The following is a 17832-nucleotide window of genomic DNA, read 5'->3' as shown; positions in this document are numbered from 1 at the left end:
TTTATTGCGGCTGGCCCTCTTTTGTCTCATTTTCTATGGATGCTTTTGCTGCTTCTTCAACTTCTGGTTTTGGTTCTTCTTTTGTTTGATTTACAAAGAAAAACGCATTGATAAGACTTATGTCATTTTCGTCGGGTAATGGCTCGTATTTGGCAAACTTGGCTAAATCGGCTGTTAAGAATGTTTTTTCTATTTTACCAAACAACTTATCGTCTGGTAAATCTATCCTTTTTAACATGAGAAGAATTTCTTCTGATGTCTTTTCCATTGTTTGAATGGCATAGCGTTCTTCCATATAACGTCGAAGTATATCAGTTAATTCCGAGTAGAATTCTTTGATATGTCCGTGTTGCCATAGTTTTTTCCCTTTGATTTCATCCAGTGCCCTTAAAGCTACCACATGCGGTGGTTCTTTGGGTTTTTCCTTTATGAAGAGGCTTTTGATAGGTTTATCACGTCGCTGCCATAATACATAGCCTACGCCAATTAAAGCTTGTGCAAGAAGAAATAAAAGCACCCAGAATAAAAAGCGTTTCAATTCTTCAATTGTAAATGGCATATTGTAAGGCTGTTTGATGTCGAAGATGCCTTTTTGGGGATCCACTTCGGCAAAAGGGTTGATGACGTTGATTGCCAACGATCGGGTTTTGGCCTTTCGTTGCATTTGTCCATCCATATATTGAAATTCAATGGGCGGAATGTAATGCAAGCCACTGTCGAACGACGTGATAGTGTATGCCTTTCGAATGGTCATCATCTGGTTATTGAAGGTAGTGTCGGCTGCTGTAATGTCAACCACCTCTATGTTTTCAGTTATGGTGTCAGAAAATTGAGGGAAAGCCACTGCTATGTTTTGGGGCTGTGTCACTTCAAGTGTCAGATTCATTTGCCCGCCAATAAACATCAGCGAAGAGTCTGTTTGTGCTGTGGCTGTTACCTGTTGGGCATTAACTGATGTAAATGTCAGTATTAAACCTGTTACCAACAGTCCCCTGCAAATAATTTGTGTGATAGATGTAATAAACCGGTTCTTCATTTTAGTTCCGTTTTTTGAATAGGGACATCAAAGCTTTCACATAGTCGTCATCGGTACGTACGGCTACATTGTCAACCCCGCATTTGGTAAAGATGTTATTGATAAGCATTTCGTTATTACGCCACCATTTGTTATAGCTGTCGCGATTTTTTTTGCGGGAAGTGTTAACCCATTTTGTCTCCCCGGTTTCGGCATCTTTAAACTGTATAAATCCCACGTCGGGAAGTTCCTGTTCACGAGGGTCGTAAACACGAAGAGCTACCATATCATGTTTCTGATTAGCAATTTTAAGTGCTTGTTCAAAATTGTCATCCAAAAAGTCAGAAATGAGAAAGGTTGTACATTTCTTTTTGATGGCACCGGTGAGGTAGCGCAAAACTTCTGAAATATTAGTTTCGCGGTTGTCGGGCACAAAACTGATGAGTTCCCTGATGATATGCAGAATGTGCTTACGGCCTTTTTTGGGAGGGATGAATTTCTCAATCCGATCAGAAAAAAAGATGACGCCGGCTTTGTCGTTGTTTTGAATTGCCGAAAATGCCAAAACTGCCGCCATCTCTGTAATGATGTTCTTTTTAAAATTCCACGTCGTCCCAAACTCACGCGACCCCGAAACATCAATGAGCAGCATGACTGTCATCTCCCGTTCTTCTTCAAAAACTTTAATGTATGGGTGATGGAAGCGGGCTGTTACATTCCAGTCTATATTTCGGATGTCATCACCATAATTATATTCACGCACCTCGCTGAACATCATACCGCGGCCTTTAAACGCTGAATGGTACTCTCCTGCAAAAATATTGTTGGAGAGTCCCCGCGTTTTGATCTCTATCTGCCTGACGCGCTTTAGTATATCTGTTGTATCCATGTTGTTTCAGTTATCTGTTCACAATTGTCAGAATCCGGCAGCTATTTTGTTGCTGGTTGCTGTTGACTGTTTGTGTATACTGCTATGGTACTTCAACAGAATTTAAAATTTCACTGATGATTTCCTCGGATGTCAGATTGTTGGCTTCAGCTTCGTACGATAACCCGATACGGTGACGTAATACATCATGGCATACCGCGCGTATGTCTTCGGGAATAACATAGCCTCTGCGTTTGATGAAGGCGTAGGCTTTTGCTGCCATGGCAAGGCTAATACTGGCACGTGGTGAGGCGCCGAAAGAAATCATATCTTTGAATTTTTCCAATTTATAGTTTTCCGGAAAACGCGTTGCAAAGACGATGTCAACAATATATTTCTCTATTTTTTCGTCCATATATACATCCTTGACCACTTGGCGGGCACGGATAATATCATCGGGTTTAAGTATTTTGGAGGCTTTAGGGAAGCTTTGTGCCAGATTGTGACGGATAATTTGTTGTTCTTCTGCTTTTTCGGGGTACGAGATCACAACTTTTAGCATAAAACGGTCAACCTGGGCTTCGGGAAGAGGATAGGTTCCTTCCTGTTCAATGGGGTTTTGTGTGGCCATTACCAGAAATGGATTGGGCAGTTTGTAGGTGTTTTCGCCAATGGTAACCTGTCGTTCCTGCATGGCTTCCAAAAGGGCACTCTGTACCTTTGCCGGGGCGCGGTTAATTTCATCAGCTAACACAAAGTTGGTGAAGACCGGTCCTTTTTTTACAACAAATTCTTCGTTTTTCTGACTGTATATCATGGTTCCCAATAAGTCGGCAGGCAGCAAATCGGGTGTGAACTGTATTCGGCTGAATTTGGCATCCACGATGGTGGCCAGTGTATTGATGGCCAGTGTTTTTGCCAAACCGGGAACACCCTCCAAAAGAATGTGACCGTCGGACAGAAGGCCAACCAGCAAACTTTCTACCAAATGTTTTTGCCCTACAATGACTTTGTTCATTTCCAGGGTCAGTAAATCTACGAATGAGCTCTCTTGTTTAATTCGCTCATTGAGTTCTTTAATGTCAACAGTTTGATCCATAACCAGAGGTTTTATCAATTGTTAAAGTTATAATTTATTGTATATTTTGATTTCGGAGTGAAACACTTTGACTTGTGTTTTTTCTGAAAGCATTAAGCTTTATACTTAATAGCTCTCGATCTTTTTTACAAGAATTGTTCCAAAGTTGAATAAATTTTCTTGTTTTTCGGGCGTTTTGAGTAGTAAGAATTATTTATTTCTTATAGGAAAAGTCTGGTAGCAGATAAGTAAGTTTCATTTTATCGGCTTGTAAAGTTTGATACATGTGAGTTTGCTAGTGCAAATAATCATTTTGAAAGCGGGCGATGCGAAAAGAATGGGGTTTTTTGGCTGATACTATTTGTTGAATTATAAGGATAACTGTAACATTGAGTTGAATAGATTGGTGTAGTGGGACGCTGTAATTTATTTGTCAATGTTTGCTGTTGGAATAGTTTCTAATGATTTGTTTGTGATGTTGAGTGTCATTTAAAATGACTATAATTTAAATTTAGATTTGGCAAATTTGTAAATAAAGGCGGCTGTTTGATCTATGCCTAATACAGAACTGTTAATGCAAAGGTGATAGGACGTAGCTTTACCCCATTTTTTGTTGCTAAAATAGTAGTAATAGCCGGCTCTTTTTTTGTCCATTTTTTCTATCCATTCGCTGGCTTTATCTTTATCGATGCTTTCGTATTTAGATATACGTTCGATGCGGTCTTCCCGGTTGGCGGAGATGAATATGTTTAGTGTGTTTGGCTGATTTTTTAACACATAATCGGCACAGCGTCCAACAAATATAACGGATTGTGATGCCGCTATTTTTCGAATGACATCACTTTGAATCTGAAACAAGGCTTCATGACTTAAATAATGCCCTGAAAATACTTCATCCATTAATGAATTTCGTAAACCGAATAACCCGCCAAAAGTGCTGTGACCTACTTTTTCATCCATTTCCTCAAAAAATTCTTTTCCCAAGCCACTATCTTTTGAGGCCATATTGATGAGTTCTTTGTCGTAAACGGGCAGGTTCATTAGTTTTCCTAATTGTTGTGCGATTATTTTTCCGCCGCTTCCCGGCTCACGACCTATCGTTATTGCAAAAGTTGTCATATATATCAGGTTTTGGAGTTCGTTAATTTATGCTTTTTGATTGGATTTTTGGTATTGTCTTATTAAAAAGGCCGAGGCAACAATACTTGATAAAACGTCGGCGGTACGCAGACTGTACCATACGCCCAAAACGCCATATATTGAGGGCAGGAAAAGCAGCAGCGGCAGTAAAAACAGAACCTGTCGGGTCAATGAAAGGAAGATGGCTTTGTCTGCTTTCCCGATGCTTTGAAAGTAGTTGGCTGTTACCATCTGAATTCCCAGCAAAGGAAAGAAGGTTAGAACAATTTTTAAACCAGAGGATGCAGCTTTTATCAGTTCTGCGTCTTTGGTAAATAATGAGGCTACGGCTTCAGGGAAGAAAACGCCCATTAAAAAGCCTAATGTCATAATGCCGGTGGCCAGCATTAGGGTGTATTTTAGTACTTCTTTAACACGATCATGATTTCGGGCACCGTAGTTATAGCCGACGATAGGCTGCATGCCCTGATTCAGCCCCAGAACTATCATCGGAAAAAGAATGGCCATGCGGTTGATTATGCCATAAGCCCCAATGGCCAAATCGCCTCCATGTCGCGATAAACTTTGATTGATAACGATTACTATTACGCTGGCAGTCGCATTCATCAAAAAGGGAGATAGGCCTATGGACAGTGAGTCTTTCACGATTTTCCATTTCAACCGGAATGTTTCTTTGTGCAGATGTATAAATTCGCTTTTATTGCTGAAAATTTTGATTTGCCAGACCAGCATGCTTGTCTGAGCTATTACTGTGGCCAATGCTGCGCCTTTAATACCCCATTCAAAGACATAAATAAACAGCGGGGTGAGAATGATATTGATGATTACTGATGAAATGGTGGTATACATTGAAACAAGAGGCTTGCCAGTGGCTCGCAGCAGGGCGTTTAAACCCAGATACATGTGGGTGACAATATTTCCTAACGATACCACTACCATATAATCGTGGGCGTAGGGTAAAGAATCGTTGCTGGCACCGAAGAAATAGAGGATTGGATCCATAAATGAAAGAATCACCACTGTATAAACAATGCCAAGTATTAAGTTTAATACAAATACGTTTCCCAAAATACTGTTGGCCGATTCGTAGTCTTTTTGTCCCAGTCGCAACGACATTAGTGTGGAAGCACCTACACCTATCATGGCTCCAAATGCTGCGCCCAGATTCATCAAAGGAAAAGTGATGGCCAATCCGGAGATGGCAATGGCGCCCACACCCTGACCGATAAAAATACTGTCGGTGATGTTGTATAGAGATGAGGCCGTCATGGCAATGACTGAAGGAATGGCATATTGAAGCAGTAGCTTCCAAACATTTTTTGTGCCTAAATCAGTGGGTGTTGCTTTTTCAATCATATAATAAACATAACTGTTTTTGAATGGTTTAAATTTGGGTTTATCTGTAATGTTCAACTATTGCATTGTGTTCGCTTTCAAAATGGTTATTTATATTAGTAAATTTGCATTTTTCAAGCTTCACAAGTCTTGAATTTGAAGGTTATAGCTTAAGTTTTGATTTTATGGGCATGCCCTAAATAGTCCTTGCAATAAAGTTCTAGTTTTAAATTTTAGAACGTATTATTTTGAGGACGTGCTTGACGGTAAAAAAATGGCGTCTTTTTGTGACTTTATAAATTGTAAAAATAGGGCTTATTTTAAAGCGGGGTTCGCTATTTAAGGTCTTTTAGCATTTTACGGAGTTCGATTGCCATTACGGGGTTGGCTGACGCCACTTCCCGACAACCAATTGTTGTAAAAAAAATGGGGTGGTGTGCTTCCGAATATTTGACAAAATAGTTATCTTTCATTTTTTAACAGTTAAAAAGTTGCTTAGTCTATGTTTGAAAATAATGAATTTGTGTGTCATCACATGCAATTAACCAAGGCTGATATTTTAAAAGCCATTCGTGAAAAGAAATTGACCACTTTTGAACAAATACAGGACGAAACCGATGCAGCCACCATTTGTGGTAATTGCACGGCCGATATTGAAGAAATTCTTGAAGAAGAGTTAAAACGTCAGCGTAGCGAAAAATCCTGATGTTTCATCAGTAATGAGCTATCACCATAGCTTAAGAACCGAAAGTTGTGGCTTAGAGCATGGTCATAGACTTTTTTCCAGTTTTCACCGATTAGTGCCGCTATAAGTAACAATAGCGTGCTTTTGGGTTGATGAAAATTGGTGATGAGTCCGTCAATGACTTTAAATTTATAACCAGGCGCAATCATAATGGTTGTGGCAGCCTTGAAGTTATCTAAGTGTTTTTTTATCAGGTAATCAAGGATCGTTTGTAGTGATTCTTTTAAGGGAAGAGCAGATGTTTCATTGAATCCATCCCACTGCGACACAAGATCAAACGGTTTTCCTTTGGCGCATTTTACTCCTGCAATGTAAAGGCTTTCCAGGGTTCTGACGGAGGTGGTGCCAACGGCTATAATGGGGCCATCATGGTTAATGAGTTGTTCCAGTGTGTTTCGTGTGACAACAAAGTGTTCGGTGTGCATTTCATGTTGGGTAATGTTTTCACTTTTTACCGGCTTAAAAGTTCCGGCACCAACGTGAAGTGTTAACTCCGCTTTTTGTATGCCTTTTCGTGTTAATTGGTCCAGAACCGTTTCCGAAAAGTGTAAACCTGCAGTAGGGGCTGCCACCGAACCATCGTATTTTGAATAAACGGTTTGGTACCGTACGCTGTCAATGGCTTCGGCTTCTCGCTCCAGATAGGGCGGGATGGGTGTTTGTCCCATCGCTTCTAACAGGTCGGCGAAGGTCGTTGTCGGGTTGTCCCAGTTAAAACGTATTATGGCACCATCTGACTCACGTTGCACCAATGTAGCCTCGATTTTGATAATGCCATTGGCGGTGATAGCTTCTGTGCTGATAACTCCTTCTTTCCATTTTTTTAAGTTACCCACCATGCAATGCCATTCCACCTGTTGCGTTTGCTGAAATGCCAGGGCTGCATCAGCTGGGTTATGCGGCTCCAGACAAAAGATCTCGATAGAAGCACCTGTTGGTTTTTTGAATTGTAAGCGGGCTTTTATCACTTTTGTGTTGTTAAAGACAAGAAGTGTGTTGGCCGTTAATAATTCAGGCAAGTGTTTAAAGCTATAATCAGTGATGGTTCCATTGGTAATGGTTAGTAGTTTTGATTCATCCCGGTTGGATAAGGGGTATTTGGCAATTCTGTCGGATGGTAGGGGGTAATCGTATTCTGATATTTGGATGGATGGTATCTTCATTGGTTTATGTTTAATTCCTTTTTTACGTGCAGTCTTTGGGCGCCAGTTTATTTTTGGGGCTCCAAATTATGCTTTTTCTGCTTTAATATAAAACCCCGCAAAAATAGTTAACTTTGTTTCAAAATTGAATGTTATGAGTGGAAAAGTAGAACGCGGTGATCGTGTCAGGTTTCTGAATGAAGTGGGAGGTGGTATAGTGACCCGTCTTGAAGGTAATTTGGTATTTGTTGAAGATGAAGATGATTTTGAAGTGCCGGTGCCGGCATCCGAAGTTGTGGTGGTTGAAAAAGCTTCCGATGCAGATACAACGCGGGTAAATAATGCCGAAGTCAAAAAAGAACCTGAAAGCGTGAATGTGCCGGTGTCAGAGAAAGAAGCCTATCATGAAGAGCTGGAAGAAGAACACGATGACTTCAATCCACGCTTTTATTTGGCATTCACTAAAGGAGGGGTTTCAAACGATCAGGACGACCAACTGTTTGTGCACATTATAAATGATTCTAATTATTACTGTGTTTATCTTATCACCCAACTGGGAGATGATGGGATGATGTATGCACTTCATCAGGGAACAATTCAACCTAATACCAAGTTACAGCTTGGCGAGATGAAACTTAAGGATCTGGAAGCCACGTGGAATTTTCAGTTGCTCTTATTTAAAAAAGGAAAGCCTTTCCCTGCTTTAGCACCCGTTTCGTCTAATGTTCATATTAAGGCTAAGAAATTTTTTAAACAGAACAGTTTCGCCGGTAATGATTTTTTCTATCAACCGGCCGTTTTAATGTCAATAATAAAGAACGAACTGGAGTCGCAATTGGAGAAGCTGACCGATAAGGAAACGCTTGCTATTATCCGTGAGAAAGAAACCAAAGAGATACCACGTCAGTCGGTAAAGCGACAGTCAACACCTGAATTACTAGAGGTTGATCTTCATATTAATGAGCTGATTGATAGTGTGGCCGGGTTAAGTAACGGAGAAATTCTTCAAATTCAATTGGATAAATTTAACGCTGTTATGGAGGCCAACCTGCACAATAGGGGACGCAGGGTCGTTTTTATTCACGGTGTCGGAAATGGCGTTTTGAAAAATGAGTTGAGAAAACAGTTGGAACGTAAATACAAAAAAGTAGATTTTCAGGATGCTTCTTTTAAGGAATATGGCTATGGTGCTACCATGGTCATCATTAAATGATGTAGTTTGTCTTTAACTTAAGAACTTTTTTATTATTTTTCGGCCTGTTTCCTGCGAATGGAAGCAGGTTTTTTCTTGTCGATATAGGGTTAAACTACTGTTTTTGTGAATCTTGTTGATCTGATTGAGGATTTAATGTTATCGTCGTCTTCAGATGACACATATGCCTCAATAGATTAATTAATGCGGCTTTGTAACAATTTCAGACATCTGCGCGTAAAAATGTTTGAAATTTATAATCAGTCTAAAATAGATTACTATTAATTCTGTTTTAGAAACAAAATATTCAATGCAAAATAGTTGTGTTGTGTTTTTATTCTGATAGTCAATTAATAGGAAGGGTTCGTGAAGTTGTTCTTTGGTGGTTGGGTCAACCCGTGAATTGTTTTATCAGATTTATTTGTAAGTTTTTGAACCTTAAATGAATTCCTTTTCATTGTCATTTTCATTGAAAATGATCGTAAATAGGGGAATTAATTTATTTTTGTGTGTGATATTATAAGGTTTTGAATGCTCTTTAATAATCAGGATGAAAAAATGATGTGGTATTTCATATACTAATATTAGCAAGTTTTAAAGCAAATGAATAGTATTAATGATAAGACATGTCTTACCCTAATTCATAGGATATGATTTATAAATATTTACGACAATTATTCTTTTTTCTGTTAGTTTCATTTCTGACTACGTCAGGCATGTGGGCACAGGAGAGAGAAGTGATTACAAAACCACAAAAGCAACTACCTCCAGAGCTTAAAGGATTGCATCTCGAAGGTGGGGTCGCTGTAATATCCAGTGTGCCCGATGAGGTTTGTACCAATGGCGCTGCTGTTGATATTTATTTGGATCCTTCTATTATTCCATCCTCAGCAGTGCGTATTGATTGGGAAGTGTATGTGTTGGATGGAGTTGGTAATCAGGAGATGCATTCTGAGTGGATCGAAGATATAGGTACAGAACCGGAAAATGGTATTCGTTTTCATCCTGAATGGGTTTCTGAGGCTTACTATAATAGTTATGTTATTTTTTCATACCGTTTTTGGACTGGTATGGGGCATACAGGGGATACCAATTTTGACTATACGCTACTCTCAGAAAGTCCTTCTGTTTATAATTTTGCTGCCAGTGATGGCACAGATTATATCGAAGCCTGCGATGAGTCGGTGGTGCTGGTTCTTGATGGCTCTGAAGTGGGCGTTTCTTACGATTTGTTTAAAGATGGGGTTTCTGTCCTGCCCATCAAAAGATCGGGTTCAGGTAGTTCTGTCTCGTTTATTGTTGATCAGTCCGGTATATATACGGTTGTGGCTTACAGAAACAGTTCTGTATGTACTGAACTGATGAGTGGCGAAGTTGAAGTCGCTGTTTTTGATTTGCCGACACCATCTATAGATCCTGTTTCTCCGCTTTGTGAAGGGGAGACTTTGTCGTTGAGAGGAAATCCTGACGGCTTGGTATCGTATACCTGGACCGGACCTGGCATAACAGGATCGCTGTCGGGGCAGGATCAGGATTTGATCAATGTGCTGAAAACCACCCATGAGGGAACTTATTCGTTATTGGTTCAGGATAGCAATGGTTGTGAGAATACAGCCACTGTTGACGTCGTTGTGAATGTAGCACCCGAAGTGAGTATTACCAATCCGGGTCCGTTTTGTGAAGGCGACGCAGCGATTTTGACCGCCAATGTTACAGGTGGTCAGACGCCCTATTCTTACCAATGGTACGAAGAGGGAAGTGCCCTGCCCGCAGAAACTAACTCAACCATACTGATTGATCCGGTTTCGCTCTCAGACAATGGTGTGGAATACAGTATTGTTGTTAGCGATGATAATAGTTGTTCGAGTGCGGAGGTGGCAACTAATTTGACGGTTAATGAGGTGCCTGTGATTACGCCTGTTGCTTTATCGGGGATTTTGTGTGAAGGTAATACGTTAACTTTTTCCACCACCGCTTCGGGAGGAAGTGGAACATATACCTATAACTGGACTTTGGATGGGGTGACCCTTCCTGAAACTTCTGATGAACTTTCGCTTATACTATCTGCCGGTAGTTATACTGTTGCCGTTTCTGCCACCAGTGGAGGATGTGTCAGTCCCGTTGAAACCTATGCTGTTACTGTTCTGGCCAATCCTGTAGCAGATTTGACAGGCGATGCTGATGTTTGTCTTGGCTCAACAGCCTCGTACGATGCTACCGGAACAACAGGTGCTACTTCTTATCAGTTTTTTCTGGATGGGACCAGTGTTCAGGGACCATCTGCTATCGCAACTTATTCATATACGCCTGTAGCAGCTGATGCCGGGGCGCATACTTTACGAGTGGTTACCAGCAATGCCAATGGATGTACCGATGAAGCTTCTTTGAATTTTGATGTTTATCCGAATCCTGTCGTTTCCATGACTTTGGACGATACAGAGATTTGTACAGGAGAAAGTACTTCTTTGAATTTTTCCCTGACCACCGGGCAGGCACCCTGGTCGTTGATCTATAATGATGGTTCAGGCGATATTACGGTTTCCAGTATTTCTTCTTCCACGCATTCAATTTCGGTTAATCCATCTGCAACAACTACTTACACACTGGTTTCGGTTACTGATGCAGGAGGTTGTAACATTACGCCTGCAACAACTGTAAATTTAGTTGTTAACCCGATTCCGGTACTGGCCGATTTAACCGGTGACAGTGAGGTTTGTTTGGGAGAACCTTTTTCTATTTCTGCTTCAGCTTCGGGAGCTACTGCACCATATAGTTATAACTGGGAGCAGGATGGAGCAGCACTGACTTTTTCAGGTAGTGTTTATTCGCAAACCAATGCGGCACTTTCGCATGCCGGGACATATACTGTTGTTGCTGTAGACGATAAGGGCTGTATGAGCACCTCCAAAAGTCATACTTTAACCGTTAATGAAGCCACTGCTACTCTGTCAGCAAATCCCGGCGATCAAATTTGCGCAGGCACATCGGTAACTTTTACTGCTGGTGGTGCCGGCACAGGGACCTATGAATTTTTTGTGGATGGTACTTCTGTTCAGGGGCCGTCAGCAACCGCTACATATACATCAGCCGCGTTGACCGATGGTCAGGTGGTGTCTGTTAATATTGTGGATGGCAGTGGTTGTGCTGATGCGGAATCTATTACCATGACGGTCTATCCATTACCTGTTGCTGCTATCTCTTTTAGCGATACAGAGATTTGTTCCGGCGAGTCAACGACACTTTCCATCTCTTTAACCACGGGTGTTGCACCCTGGTCGGTAACCTATAACGATGGGGTTAATGACGTAACCGAAACCAATATTGCCACATCCGTTTTTACCACGAGTATTATTCCCACGGCCGATGTGACTTATACGTTATTATCTGTTACCGATGCCAATGGTTGTTCGGCGGTTCCTACGGGTACCGCTTCTGTAACGGTTAATAGCAATCCAACAGTTTCGTTACCTGCCAACGATGCCATTTGCCTTGGCGAAGATTATACTATTACGGCTACACCGGGTGGAGGAAGTGGTAATTATGTTAATTACACATGGACCAAGGACGGTACTGTTTTATCATCCGTTACAGGTGCATCGGTTTCAATTATCGGAGCTAAAGCCTCTGACGCTGGTACGTATGAAGTAACTGTAACCGATGACAACGGTTGTATTAGTGGTGTTGATAATTTTGTTTTAGTTGTTAATGAGGCTACAGCAACATTATCTGCCACGTCTACAGAAATTTGTGAGGGTGAATCGATTACTTTCACTGCCGGAGGGGCAGGAACGGGAACTTATGAGTTTTTTGTTGAAGGTACCTCCGTTCAGGCACCTTCGACTACTAACACTTATAGCTCTTCAGTTCTGACTGATGGCCAGTCTGTATCAGTTAAAATTGTTGATGTAAATGGCTGCGAAGACAGTGAATCACTTACCATCACTGTCAACGAAAAACCTGATTTTTCTATTACAGCCGATGTTAATGATGTATGTGCCGGAACATCCATTAAAGTTTCAGCGCCAACCGGATATGATAGTTATATTTTTTATGTAAATGGCGTGGAAATTCACTCCGGAGCCGCCAACACATACAGCAGTAGTTCCTTTAATAATAATGATGTTGTTAGTGCAGAAGCCACTTTAGGAGGCTGTTCATCCACAGCTAATAATAGTGTCACCTTACAGATTAAGGATTTGCCTGTTATTACGTTAAGTAGTGATAAAAGTGATGATACTGCTTGTCTCGGAGATGCAATTACTTTTACGGCGTCAGGTGGCGATGTTTATCAGTTTTTTGTGGACGGTACAGGTGTAACTGCAACAACGCCTAATACCTATATTTCCAGTTCTTTAACCGATGGTCAGGAGATTGTTGTAGTCGGGACCGGGACGAATGGGTGCTCCAATAGTGATACTGTGGTCGTTACTATCAATGAACCAGTTGCTAAATTAGAGGTTGATGATACCAATGTTTGTTTGGGCTCAACAGCTATCTTAAAAGCATCAGGTGGCGATTCGTATGAATTCTTTGACGCATCTGATGCGTCGTTGCAAGGACCGGATGCCAATAATGAATTGAGTATCGATGTTAATAGTCTTACGGCTACCTATTCTTATTATGTTACTGTCACTGACGCCTATGGCTGTACCGATACGTCAGATCCGGTCAAACTTACGGCGGTGCCACTTCCGGTAGCCTCACTCACAGCTTCTGAAACTGAGATTTGTGAGGATAACCCTGTTACTTTTACCGCCAGTGGAGGTACCAACTATGCATTTTATTTAAATGGAGTGTCGGTTCAATCAGGAACCTCAAATACTTTTACCTATTCATCACTCTCATCAACCGACGAAATTTATGCGACAGTGACTGATGCCAGTACTTGTGAATCACTGCCTTCAGATACATTGATAGTTTCTGTGCATCCTAAACCAATTGTGGAGTTAACCGCGAGTTCTCTTAATGTTACCGAAGGTGAGCCTATTAATTTTACGGCTACAGGAGGCGACGAATATCAGTTCTACCTGAATAGCGTTTTGGCCGTAGATTGGTCGGGGACTAATACATGGACACTTAATGCCCCTCAGGACGGTGACATTATCACTGTGCTGGGCCGTTCAGGATATGGTTGTATTGGAAGTGATGCCGATACTTTATCGGTGGATGCTTATCCGGTTGTATTTGATTTATTACCAGATAGTGTGACTTATTGTGGATTCGATGGTGCTCAATTATATCTGTCGGGTTATGAAACTGATGTGACTTATGCTTTATATGAAGTGTCGGGTGCAACGCCTGTCTTTTACGAGAATGGAACAGAAGGCAATAATGGCGTGATGACCACCATTCTTTGGAACAATGTGCCGGAAGGGCAATACACTGTTTTGGCAACCCGCAATGGGGGTACTTCTCCCTTTGTACAGTATGAGGATACTACAGTTGTTATAGCTTTACCGTCTCCAGCTCAGTTTGATATGAGTCCGGGTGGGACTTTTACGTCTTGTGAAACCGATAGGGATATCACTTTGTCGGGTTCGGAAGTCGATATTGAATATTATTTGTTGCATAACGGTAGCAGGATGAGTATTTATCCAATAATCGGAGACGGCAATGCATTGGATTTTGGTTCCATAAATGTTGATGGTACCTATCAAATTGAAGCGTATGACACAGAGTCAGGCTGTTCAAGTATTATGAATGGTTCATTGGTTTTGGATTATGTTGATGGTACGCGGTTTAATCTGATTTCGGTTCCTTCTGTTCCTGTATACTGTGGCTCTGATGACGATGCAGGTGTCAATTTATTGTTGGATGGTTCTGAAACCGGGGTGATATACCGACTTTGGAAAAATGGGACTGAACTTAATAATGCTAATGCGGGAACTGGTGATACATTGGATTTTAACATTCAAAAGGCTGGTGTTTACCGCATAGAAGCTGAAGTTACCGGTGAATGTTCGTTTTTTATGAATAACAGCATTACGATTACTGAAGACCCTGGTGTAAATATTGTCAATCTTGTGGCCGAAAATGATGGATTATACTGTGAAGGTGATGCTGGCGTCGAAATCAGTCTTGCAAGCCGGGAGGATGGTGTCACCTATGAGTTGTATTACTCATCGGTTGAATCGGCTAATCTATTGAAAATTATGGTGCCTACAGATCTAAATTCGTTTGGGACCTTTGATCTGCCTGGTAATTATATACTACAGGGCTATTTTGAGGGTGGTTGTGATGCAGTACCGCTGGATACTGTGACTGTGGGCCATGCAACTAAGCCGCAAGTGTATGGGCTTTCAGTGGATGGCAATTTGTGCGATGGCACAGGTAGCGCGGTTCTTTCACTCGAAAATTCGGAAACCAACGTTGATTATCAGTTATATTATGATGATGGAACCGGGTTTACCTACACCGGAAAGCAAGTAAACGGGGCAGGAGGACCCCTTTATATATCGGTTTCCGATGCCGGTTTGTACTATATTATGGGTGCTTTTAACGATGGCACATCAGCATGTACTTCTATTATGCCCGATACGGTAGAAGTGAAATCTGTCGCTTATCCTGAGCGAAGAGAGTTAACGATTAAGGATGGTGAAGATTGCTCCACCGGTGCCGAAATAAGCATTGTTTCGCCGGAAGCCGATGTTACGTATGAATTATTCCGGTATGATCCAACACTTAATGACATCATTGCTACCGGTAATGTTGCTGATGCTTCAGGTAGTTTCGAACCTGTTGTAGACGGGGATGGTTATTATCATATTTATGCCTCTCATTTTGGGTGCGGTAAGTTCCTGGAATATGGCGGCGATTCTATTCATGTTCAAATATCAGGCGTACCTGTTGCCTATTCTGCGTATGGTGAAGATGCTGTTTGCGAAGGCGACGGCAGTACTTCGGTAATGTTGAGTGGCTCCGAAACAGGTGTTACCTATTATTTGTACCGTTATGATACTGACAGCACCGCTTCTGTGATTGATTCGATTGAGGGTTCAGATATGGTTGATTTTGAGGTGTATAGCGAAGGTGTTTATTATATAGAAGCTGATATGTCTGGTTGTGTCGTTCCTATGACAGGAGAGGTTGAGGTGACATTTAATCCGTTACCGGTTGCCTTTAAGATGACAGGCTCAGGTATTTATTGCGGCGCTGATGCCGGCGCTGTACTTGGCCTTGAGGGTTCGGAAACGGATGTGCTTTATACCTTGGTGGGTTTCGACGGCGTTGTTTATGACAGTGACGTTCCGGGAACCGGTTCTGAAATTACGTTTGCCGCTCAGAATATTGAAGGTCAATATCGTGTTTTTGCCAAGAATCAAGTGACCGGATGTACCTCTAGCATGAACGACAGCGTAAAAGTACAATACATGACGGTACCTGATACACTTTCGGCAACGGTAACTCTTAGCTCAAGCGATGGTTTGTATTGCAATAATGAGCCAGGGATTACTGTTACTGTTTCTAATGTGCAGAATGGGGTGACTTATTCGTTGCTGGATTTAACTTCCGGAGAAACGACAAATTCGGTTATTGCAACTATTGATGGAGGAACAGTCGAATTGTTAGCGTCTGATTTATCAACGGATGGTAGTGGTACTGATTTACGAATTCTTGCTTCCTATGAAGACGGTAGTTGTGGCGGTGCTCTTGATACGATTAATGTTACTTCGGAGGATGCGCCGGATGCGCCAGTTATAGTATTGCCCACAGGGAATTCATTAAGTGTGTGTAGCTATGATGCCTACATCAAAGTTTACCCGTTCGATACGGATGTTGATTATACCATCTTTTCTGACGTTGCGCTAGATGTCTTCGACGATCCTACGGTGGTTAATGACACTTTGGTTTGGGATCTAACAGATGGTATTACAGGTTCTTTTATATATGTTGAAGCCTCTATTGATGGACATTGTCCCGTTTCCTCCCGATTTATCAGTGTTAATATTTTGGAAGGCATTGATCCATTCGTACTAAAGGCTGATAATGGTCTTTATTGTGAGGGTACCGACGGACTAATAATAGAAGTTGATACCACCACTGCCGGTTTCTATTATGAATTATATCAGGACGGTGTGGATGATGTTCCGGTTGATATCATTAAGGGTAATGGCATGGCCAAATCGTTTATGCCTGTTACAGGAAGTTCTACTGGCGTTGATTATTATGTGAAGGTGGATGCTACTACTGTTTGCTCTTCCATTGATCCTGTTACAATTACAGTTACGGAAGTGCCGGTGCCGGTGTATCAGACTTTAAATGATTCAATATTAACCGGTTCCAGAACCATGTTGTGGCTCTCCGATTCAGAGGAACCTAATACTTTCTTACCTTCTATTTGGAAGGATACAGTTTTTTATCAGTCTTATGTTGATGATATACCAGATATAGAGTATGAGTATGGTTATTATATCGAGGGAGATGGCAATTCAATATCGTTAGATACTCTTGTTGTTAGTGGAAATGCTATTTATTTTGCCAAAAGAAATGTTTATGATGCCTTGGGTGATTCTATTTTGGGTTGTTGGGCCGATTTTGATGATGTTCCACCCTTGGTAATAGGATCTAATAAAATTAATGCAGAGGATTTCTATTTGTTTGTTCCTGTTGATAAAAATACGGTAGGTGTTAATTTGTCTGATTATGTTACCCCGGATTATATACCTAAGGATGAACTTGACTTTAAACTCCTGGTTGGAGATGTTGAAGGTGATGATGGTTTATTCTGGATGTGGAAGAATGAAGAAACTGCAAGTGGAACCGAAGTTGACTCTCTCAATTTAATGGATTTTGAATCTAATATCTTGGCTTCGCTTAAGTTATTGGATACTAATCAAGATTCCTGTGTTTTTGCGCGTAATTCATCGGTATTGTATGGTGTTATCAATGTTAATTACACTGTATCTCACGATGATTATGGTTCGGATGGCGGTACCATTACAATTGTTATAGGTAATGCCGTAGGAGTTGATGGAACCACCTTTATACTTCCCAATGCCTTTTCTCCCAATGGAGACGGGGTAAATGATGTTTTTAAGATTGAGGGGCTGGATAAAGAATTTAGCGATGCCTCTCAGGATCCTGAGACACAATTAACTGTATTTAACCGTTGGGGAACCATTGTTTATCAAAGTGAAGGTTTGCGTTATGGTAACGGAGGTAGCTGGTGGAATGGAACCTCTAATTATAGTAACATGGTTTCCATAGGAGATGACTTACCCAACGGAACTTATTTTTATGTGCTAAAAGTTAAGCTTTTTATTGGTGAGAAAATCGTTAATAAAGATTTTGCCGGTTTTGTAGAACTAAGAAGATAA

At 41.2% G+C, this 17832-nt stretch carries 9 protein-coding genes; 3 read left to right on the top strand and 6 right to left on the bottom strand.

Translation table 11 applies throughout. From position 1 onward, the window contains the following. Position 1: 1 nt before the first annotated feature. From ACT3CD_RS08685 to ACT3CD_RS08665, 5 genes are all read right to left on the bottom strand, one after another. Positions 2 to 1036, bottom strand: coding sequence for a hypothetical protein (locus ACT3CD_RS08685; protein WP_444644853.1), 1035 nt, complete (start codon positions 1034 to 1036; stop codon positions 2 to 4). 1 nt (position 1037) lies between these two features. Beyond that, positions 1038 to 1904, bottom strand: coding sequence for a DUF58 domain-containing protein (locus ACT3CD_RS08680; protein WP_444644852.1), 867 nt, complete (start codon positions 1902 to 1904; stop codon positions 1038 to 1040). A gap of 82 nt (positions 1905 to 1986) precedes the next feature. Then, the gene (locus ACT3CD_RS08675; RefSeq protein WP_444644851.1) at positions 1987 to 2982 is read right to left on the bottom strand and encodes an AAA family ATPase; all 996 of its coding nucleotides are present in this window, start codon (positions 2980 to 2982) and stop codon (positions 1987 to 1989) included. A 477-nt stretch (positions 2983 to 3459) separates the two neighbouring features. Beyond that, a complete protein-coding gene (locus tag ACT3CD_RS08670) occupies positions 3460 to 4080 on the bottom strand; it encodes a cytidylate kinase-like family protein (protein ID WP_444644849.1) in 621 nt (206 codons plus the stop codon). 27 nt (positions 4081 to 4107) lie between these two features. After that, positions 4108 to 5457 carry an MATE family efflux transporter gene (locus tag ACT3CD_RS08665; RefSeq protein ID WP_444644847.1) on the bottom strand — a complete coding sequence of 450 codons (1350 nt, stop codon included), beginning with the start codon at positions 5455 to 5457 and terminating at the stop codon, positions 4108 to 4110. 481 nt (positions 5458 to 5938) lie between these two features. On the opposite strand from ACT3CD_RS08665, the gene ACT3CD_RS08660 reads away from it, so the two are divergent. Next, entirely contained in the window at positions 5939 to 6142 is a 204-nt protein-coding gene (locus ACT3CD_RS08660; RefSeq protein WP_444644846.1) for a (2Fe-2S)-binding protein, read from the top strand. On the opposite strand, the gene ACT3CD_RS08655 is transcribed toward ACT3CD_RS08660, so the two are convergent. Then, a complete protein-coding gene (locus ACT3CD_RS08655; RefSeq protein ID WP_444644844.1) occupies positions 6121 to 7344 on the bottom strand; it encodes an S-adenosylmethionine:tRNA ribosyltransferase-isomerase in 1224 nt (407 codons plus the stop codon). The genes ACT3CD_RS08660 and ACT3CD_RS08655 overlap by 22 nt on opposite strands. A 133-nt stretch (positions 7345 to 7477) precedes the next feature. Here ACT3CD_RS08655 and ACT3CD_RS08650 point away from each other — a divergent pair, with 133 nt between their 5' ends. Further along, on the top strand, positions 7478 to 8536 hold the full coding sequence (locus tag ACT3CD_RS08650) for a DUF2027 domain-containing protein (RefSeq protein WP_444644842.1): 1059 nt from the start codon (positions 7478 to 7480) through the stop codon (positions 8534 to 8536). Positions 8537 to 9165: 629 nt separating this feature from the next. After that, positions 9166 to 17832 (top strand): T9SS type B sorting domain-containing protein, encoded by an 8667-nt coding sequence (locus tag ACT3CD_RS08645; RefSeq protein WP_444644840.1) that lies wholly within the window; start codon positions 9166 to 9168, stop codon positions 17830 to 17832.

It is taken from the genome of Geofilum sp. OHC36d9, from assembly GCF_052400685.1.
GTDB lineage: Bacteria > Bacteroidota > Bacteroidia > Bacteroidales > Marinilabiliaceae > CAZHHH01.
The sequence above is the reverse complement of the archived record's forward strand: the minus strand, read 5'-3'. Positions and strand labels throughout refer to the sequence as shown.

Excerpts from the sequence above, each read along its gene's own strand:
- ACT3CD_RS08685 (WP_444644853.1), bottom strand. The coding sequence starts at position 1,036 with ATGAAGAACCGGTTTATTACATCTATCACACAAATTATTTGCAGGGGA.
- ACT3CD_RS08680 (WP_444644852.1), bottom strand. The coding sequence starts at position 1,904 with ATGGATACAACAGATATACTAAAGCGCGTCAGGCAGATAGAGATCAAA.
- ACT3CD_RS08675 (WP_444644851.1), bottom strand. The coding sequence starts at position 2,982 with ATGGATCAAACTGTTGACATTAAAGAACTCAATGAGCGAATTAAACAA.
- ACT3CD_RS08670 (WP_444644849.1), bottom strand. The coding sequence starts at position 4,080 with ATGACAACTTTTGCAATAACGATAGGTCGTGAGCCGGGAAGCGGCGGA.
- ACT3CD_RS08665 (WP_444644847.1), bottom strand. The coding sequence starts at position 5,457 with ATGATTGAAAAAGCAACACCCACTGATTTAGGCACAAAAAATGTTTGG.
- ACT3CD_RS08660 (WP_444644846.1), top strand. The coding sequence starts at position 5,939 with ATGTTTGAAAATAATGAATTTGTGTGTCATCACATGCAATTAACCAAG.
- ACT3CD_RS08655 (WP_444644844.1), bottom strand. The coding sequence starts at position 7,344 with ATGAAGATACCATCCATCCAAATATCAGAATACGATTACCCCCTACCA.
- ACT3CD_RS08650 (WP_444644842.1), top strand. The coding sequence starts at position 7,478 with ATGAGTGGAAAAGTAGAACGCGGTGATCGTGTCAGGTTTCTGAATGAA.
- ACT3CD_RS08645 (WP_444644840.1), top strand. The coding sequence starts at position 9,166 with ATGATTTATAAATATTTACGACAATTATTCTTTTTTCTGTTAGTTTCA.